Source organism: Sessilibacter sp. MAH3, assembly GCF_054658275.1.
Window position 1 is genome coordinate 81,503 of sequence record NZ_BAAGIE010000020.1, and the last position, 6,923, is coordinate 88,425.

Here is a 6,923-nt window from a genome sequence, read left to right on the forward strand (position 1 = left end):
CTCCTGCTCCCGAATCTAAAGAAATTTAAGTCCAGCGCAAAAAAAGCCATCTTAATAGATGGCTTTTTTGTTTTTAAGATTTATTTAAAACGGCGATATTTAATCGACATTTTTAACCAATAATCCTTTTTCTAAATTATTACCTTGAACAATTAAGCCGGGTATTTGTTGCCACTGAATTTTCACAGTATAACCGGTACCCAATGCAGCTTCTAAAGGCTTACCGTTTTTGGCATTAATCATTTCGGTTAAGGTAAATTCAAAATTACCAACCGGCGTTAAAAGCTCCAATTTTTGGCCAACCTCAAAGCGGTTTTTGACTTCAATAGTTAATGATTGATCGTCGGTGTTAACCGCTTGAATATCACCAACAAATAATTGCGTGTTAGCGGTTGAATTACCAGTTTCGTAATTTTGGTATTCGCTAGGTACGTGGCGGCGGTAAAAACCTTCGGTAAAACCACGGTTGGCCATACCTTCAAGATCATCCATCAATTGGAAGTCAAATTCTTTACCTTCAGCGGCATCAAGAATGGCGCGCTTATAAACTTGTGCAGTTCGAGCGGCGTAATAATAACTTTTGGTTCGGCCTTCAATTTTTAATGAATCTACACCAATCTCCATTAAGCGTTTTACGTGTTGTACCGCGCGTAAATCTTTGGAGTTCATAATGTAAGTGCCGTGCTCATCTTCGTAAGCCGGCATCAATTCACCGGGACGGCCTTGTTCCTCTAATAGATACATCGGCGATACACGGTCTAAACCATCGTCGCTTTCGGACTCTTTGGTCGGATCAAAAAGCTCAACGGGTTTTTCGGTGATCTCTTTTAACGGAATAATTTCTCCGCCTTCCGATTGCTCAGCTTTGTGGGTGTTGTATTTCCAGCGGCAGGAATTCGTACAGGCGCCTTGATTAGAATCGCGGTGAGTCATATAGCCAGACAGCAAGCAACGACCAGAGTAAGCGATACAAAGCGCACCGTGGACAAACACTTCCAATTCCATTTCAGGAACGCGTTGTTTAATTTCTGCGATTTCGTCCAAAGACAGTTCGCGCGATAAAATAACTCGGCTCAAACCTTGTTGATGCCAGAACTTCACCGTTGCCCAGTTAACCGCGTTTGCTTGTACAGAAAGGTGCACCGGCATATCGGGCCATTTCTCACGAACCATCATAATCAAGCCGGGATCAGACATGATCAAAGCATCGGGTTTCATAGCGATAACGTCTTCCATATCTTTAAGATAGGTTTTCACTTTATCGTTGTGAGGGCTGATATTGCTGGCAATGTAGATTTGCTTACCCAATTCGTGGGCGCGCGCTACACCTTTGGCAAGGTTTTCAATTTTATTGAATTCGTTTTCACGTACACGCAAGCTGTAACGTGGTTGTCCGGCGTATACCGCATCTGCACCATAGGCAAACGCGTATTCCATGTTTTTAAGGGAACCGGCAGGAGAGAGAAGTTCTGGTAATTTCATAGTGTTTTAAGTTCAGATCGTAAGTCTAAAAACCGCGTATTTTACTCGGATTAGGATTGAGCACAAACTGAATTTTAAAAATCGTAAATTTATAGAAGAAAAGCGTCGAAAATCGACGTTTATAAGAGAAATAACCCGAAACGGCCAGAATTTGAGGGAAGATTTTTGTTGTTAATTGAATATTAACCCAGAAAAATCTGGGTTAATAAGGTCTCACAAAGCTTACTTCGTCTTATTGAGAGCAATTAGGCATCATTCATAAAAGCCTTAGATTCGTTATCAAAGATTCGACATTAATAATAAACACTGCCTGCGATATATGCCGGGAGGATAATTAATACCTTTAGAAAGTTCTGATTAACTCAAGCCTGACTTAATCAGAGGTTCTAATTAGAGCCTTAAATTTTCCAGCTTAAACCTAAACGTACATCACGACCGGGTTCGGCAACACCAATAATTTCGCCAACACGACCAGAAAAGCCGAAGGTACCGTGATCGAGATAATACTGATCAAACAAATTGTTAATGGTTAAATTAACGGTCATAGTATCTTTACCCGTTGGTGACCATTCTAAATAAATATCTTGGGTATTGTAGCCAGGTTTTTTCGGCGAGCCATCAGGCACTTGATCAAGAGAGCGAACTAAGCGACCATTCCAACCAAGTTCTAGATTGGTTTTTTCAAAGTGGTAAGCCATATTTACCGAAAGAACATCGCCGTAAGAGGTACCAATACCGGTATCGCTATCGCCGAGTGGCTCACCGTTTAATTCTGGGTCAACGTGAGAATAGCTAAAACCTGTGGTGAAACGAGACCAATTTTGAGAAACCGAAACATTGTAACCACGGGTGACCAAATCGCCTGCGTTGTCTAACACAGTTCCTAAATTTGGATCGGCAACGGTATCAACCACATTGTTAATTTCACTGCGATACACTTCAGCGCTCGCCTTAAAACCGCCATAGTTGTAACTCAATACTAACTCAGCGTTGTCGGCTTCTTGGCTTTTAAGATCAGGCGAGTATGCACGCGAACCAATTAAAACGGCTTCTTTAACATTTTGCCCGCGCAGTGCTTCAGAGTAGCCTGCACGTAAAGACCAGTGAGAGGTAAATGCGTATTCGGCATTAATGTTAGAGCTAATACCGCTATCAGAAAAATGCTGATCGTCTTCGTCATCCAGCCCGTAGTGATCGAATCGAGAACCAAAGCTCAGCGATAATTTATCGGTTAGTGCGAAAAAATCTTGTACATAAACGCCATAAACATCGGCGGTTTCTTCAAAACGTTCAATCTCATCAAAAGATGCTCCTTCGTCTTCACGAAAATCCATTCCGTACACCAAACGGTGTGAACCCAATAAACTGGTGTTGCGAATATCTAAACCGTAACTCTCTACGGTTGCACCAAAATCAATATTGGCAGCGGATTCACGATTGGTAATTTCGGTTTCAGATTGGTACGCGGTAACTTTTAAATCCACCAAATCGCTTGGACTATTAAACGAATAACTGAACGTAGTGGTTTCGCGTTCACTGGTTTGGTTAGTTGCGGTGTTACCGTTAAAATCGATAAAATTCGCGCGCAAATTACGAACAGCGTTATCATCACGGGTATCGTAACTTAAGCGCAAGGTTTGGTTTTCGGTAATTCTGCTGGTTAATTTTAATAAACCAATATTTTGCTCGGCATCGGTATTGGGAATTTCATCACCATGACCATCATGAATTTCTTCGCCTTTGGTTTGGCCCAAAACCAATAAACCGCTAGTATTTTCCGTCAAGCGTCCGTATAAGTTTGCGCTAACACGATAACCACGATTATTACTATTGTAACCGGTTTTAAATAATGAACCGAAGTTTTCATTCGCATCTAAAAGATCTTCCGCATCTTTGGTTTCAAATTGAATCGCACCACCCAATGCACCTGGGCCATCAAGCGCAGTGCCAGCACCGGCTTTAATTTCTACGCGCTTTAGTAACTCAGGATCAACCGACACACGACCTTGGTGGTGGAATAGGTAACCGGCTTGGTTAGCACCATCAATGGTAATGTTAAGGTTGGTGTCTTCTAAACCACGCACATAAATCTTTTGTGCAACACCTAACGAACCACCTACAGAAATTCCGGGTTGATCGCGGAAAATGTCTTCCAAATCGTTTGCTTGTTTTTTTTGAAGTTCTTCAAAATCAACAACATTAACCCCGTTAACACGATGACCTTCAACCTCAACAACTTCTATCTCATTTTCAGCCCAGGCCAAGTGGCTCGATTGAGCTACCGCAAATGCTAATAAAGACAACTTAAACTGGTGTTTTAACATAATGAATGATCTCGAATACTTAGCCACTTGTAATGCGAAGCATTATCATTTGCGTTTGATAAAAGTTCCAGCTAATTAACAAATATTAACAAACAACTGTTGGATCTCGATTCAACACCTAGAATTTTCAAAAAATTGCGTAGCTGGTTTAATTTAAATCAATAAAAACAACCGGTTATGAGAAAATCGCGAGATTGGAAAATTTAAGGTCTTTCACAATATATGACTTTATTAAAGGAAACTCTGATTAACCCAGAGTTTCTCGCGACACAAGGATGTGTCGCCAATTTCATGAACGGTAAGTGATTGAAATTGTAAAGAAATTGGAAATCACATTTTCGATTTCTGTCCTCTGATTAAATCATGAATGAGTTAATCAGAGGTTCCTAAAGTAATTTAATATGAAAACTCGAATTAATTGGATAATTACCGCCGTGAAGACATGATCCTTATTCGAACGAAAAACACATCTATCTCATAGGTAATTCAGTAATAGAAAGATAATCAACTTTTGAATAAATTCTGGTAATAAATTTAATGAATAACAAACCAGAATAATTTTTCTAGTTTAATCATAATGAAACTCTGATTAACTAACGTTTCAGCAGTACAGAATGTGTTGTCAATTTCAAGCAATGTAAATGATAGAATTTCAAAAAAATTGACAATAAGACCTTCAACTTTTTGTCGTCTAATTTAATCAAAAATGCATTATTTAAAGAGGCTCCATGAATAGGTTATTTATAGCTTCTAAAAAATGTTAATTTTGTTATTTAAACACCGGCAAAAACACTGGAAATAAAGAACTTATACTTTACTCAATTCATATTTAAAAGTTTTATAAATTGCCAAATTGATCCACAAAGCACATAGATAATTAACGCATTCCGTGTATGATTCAATGTTATAACCATTGACACGAACGAATAGGGCAGGCTTTATGAAAATCAAGAAAATAATTAACACTTTAGTATTGTGTGTGGCAAGCTCTAGCGCAATTTCAGCTTGGGCAGAATCATCCGTTTGGAAGGTAACAAAAGGTGATAAATTCTTTTACATTGGCGGCACCGTACATTTATTAAGCTCAAGTGATTTACCACTACCTAAAGAGTTTTCTACCGCCTATAACAATTCTGACGAAATTATTTTCGAGACCGATACAGAAGTAGCCAATTCCTTGTCATCTCAACAAAAATTAATTGCCGCAATGACACTACCCGGTGACCAAACACTACGCACTCAGCTTTCTCCCAAAGCTTACCAAGCGTTAAATACTTTCTTTTCAGAACGTAACTTACCACTCGCAAGTTTTGAAAAATTTAAACCATGGGGCGTGTCGTTATTGGTTTCGGTTCTCGAATATCAACGATGGGGATTGCAAGCAGAGTTCGGCGTTGAAACCGTAATCTCAGAACTCGCGCAGCAAGATAATAAGCCGCTACAAGAACTCGAAAGCTTTGATGAACAACTTTCATTCTTTAAAAGCATGGAAGCAATAAACAATAATCAAGTTATCGAATACACATTAAGCGATTTAGAACAATTACCCGAATTTATTACCGACATGAGACAAAATTGGCGCAGCGGAAATTTAGAACAGTTTTTAGAAAACGCCTCCATTAAAGAAATGAAAACCAAATTTCCCAAAATGTATAACACACTCATATTGAATAGAAATAATCGCTGGATTAGCCAACTCGATGAGCTTAACAACGACAATAAAGTAGAATTTGTTTTGGTCGGCTCATTACATCTTCCCGGTGAAGACGGTGTACTGAATAAATTACAAAAAAAAGGTTACAAAGTAGAACAGCTTAACAACTAATGAGTTTTTGTGGTTGAGAATACATATGGAAGACAAAATGATGGGGGCCTTAGTTGGCCTAGCTTGTGGCGACGCGGTTGGTACAACCTTAGAATTTAAAGTCAAAGGAACATTTGAACCTATTAGCGACATGATTGGCGATGGTCCTTTTAATTTGGAAAAAGGGCAGTGGACTGATGACACCTCCATGGCTTTATGCTTAGCACACAGTTTGGTGTACAAAAAAGGGTTCGATCCTGTTGATCAAATGAATCGCTATTGTAATTGGTACCAACATGGTTACATGAGTAGTAATGGTCACTGTTTTGACATTGGCGCAACTGTATCGACCGCTCTCAGACGATATCTAACCGATAAAAACCCTTTTAGTGGCTCAACGGATCTTCGCTCTTCGGGAAATGGCTCAATCATGAGGTTGGCGCCAATTCCTATTTTTTATCATAAAGAATTGAATGCCTGTGTTCATTATGCCGGTGAAAGCTCAAAAACTACCCACGGTTCTGAGCTTTGTATTGAATCATGCCGTTTGTTCAGTTATTTAATTCACAAAGCATTCTCTGCAAACAATAAAGACGAAATATTCGAAAATATTCCGTTCAAAACCTGCGATGAATTACGCTTAATAATGGATACTTCTTTTAAAGATTTAGCGTATATACAACTAACCGGTAGCGGATTTGTTATCGAGAGTTTAATTTCTGCATTATGGTGTTTTTATCACGGAAAAGACTTTAGAGACGCAATCCTGCTTTCTGCCAACATTGGTAATGATGCCGATACAACCGCAGCTATCTGCGGCCAAATTGCAGGTGCTTACTATGGTTACTCGAATATTCCTGTCGATTGGCGGGAATCAATCACCATGGCAGATGAAATTAAAACATTAGCTCTGGACTTATATTCTATGGGTAATGACTTGCTACAATAAGAGTGTAAGAAACGTCGTTCCGGCTGAGGCACGTATTGATACAGGGAAGTGTCTACAATGGTTTTCCTTCAGTATTTATTCAATGCTTTCCGTGCGTTGTTCAGTTATAGATCTTTTTGATATTTTTTAGAATACGTCGCCGTTGCCTAAGACTAATAATTTTTTCTACAAGTCTATAGGAACCTTCTCGTATCTTCCCCAATGATTAATCCTGTTAACTTAATCAGTGTGTTATCAAGATTACGATTCATTACTCAATTATTCTTGCGATTTATTCCTATCTAGAGTTACGCGGTTTCAAGTAATAACTGCAATTTCATAACGCAGCGAGTAAATCAACTCGCTGTCCCATAAATAATTCATT

General features: G+C 39.0%; 4 protein-coding genes. 2 read left to right on the forward strand and 2 right to left on the reverse strand.

Annotated elements, in window-relative coordinates:
- Positions 1-99: 99 nt before the first annotated feature.
- Positions 100-1,482: a prephenate-dependent tRNA uridine(34) hydroxylase TrhP gene (gene trhP / locus ACYQ2C_RS13050; RefSeq protein WP_460103210.1), complete on the reverse strand. Its 1,383-nt coding sequence runs from the start codon at positions 1,480-1,482 to the stop codon at positions 100-102.
- A gap of 398 nt (positions 1,483-1,880) precedes the next feature.
- Complete coding sequence (locus ACYQ2C_RS13055) at positions 1,881-3,806, reverse strand: TonB-dependent receptor domain-containing protein (protein WP_460103212.1); 1,926 nt, start codon at positions 3,804-3,806, stop codon at positions 1,881-1,883.
- A gap of 940 nt (positions 3,807-4,746) precedes the next feature.
- On the opposite strand from ACYQ2C_RS13055, the gene ACYQ2C_RS13060 reads away from it, so the two are divergent.
- On the forward strand, positions 4,747-5,631 hold the full coding sequence (locus ACYQ2C_RS13060; RefSeq protein ID WP_460103214.1) for a TraB/GumN family protein: 885 nt from the start codon (positions 4,747-4,749) through the stop codon (positions 5,629-5,631).
- A gap of 25 nt (positions 5,632-5,656) precedes the next feature.
- Positions 5,657-6,559, forward strand: a complete 903-nt coding sequence (locus ACYQ2C_RS13065) for an ADP-ribosylglycohydrolase family protein (protein ID WP_460103216.1) — start codon at positions 5,657-5,659, stop codon at positions 6,557-6,559.
- The last annotated feature ends 364 nt before the right edge of the window (positions 6,560-6,923 follow it).

Coding starts and splice junctions, on each gene's coding strand:
- trhP (WP_460103210.1), bottom strand. CDS start 1,482: ATGAAATTACCAGAACTTCTCTCTCCTGCCGGTTCCCTTAAAAACATG.
- ACYQ2C_RS13055 (WP_460103212.1), bottom strand. CDS start 3,806: ATGTTAAAACACCAGTTTAAGTTGTCTTTATTAGCATTTGCGGTAGCT.
- ACYQ2C_RS13060 (WP_460103214.1), top strand. CDS start 4,747: ATGAAAATCAAGAAAATAATTAACACTTTAGTATTGTGTGTGGCAAGC.
- ACYQ2C_RS13065 (WP_460103216.1), top strand. CDS start 5,657: ATGGAAGACAAAATGATGGGGGCCTTAGTTGGCCTAGCTTGTGGCGAC.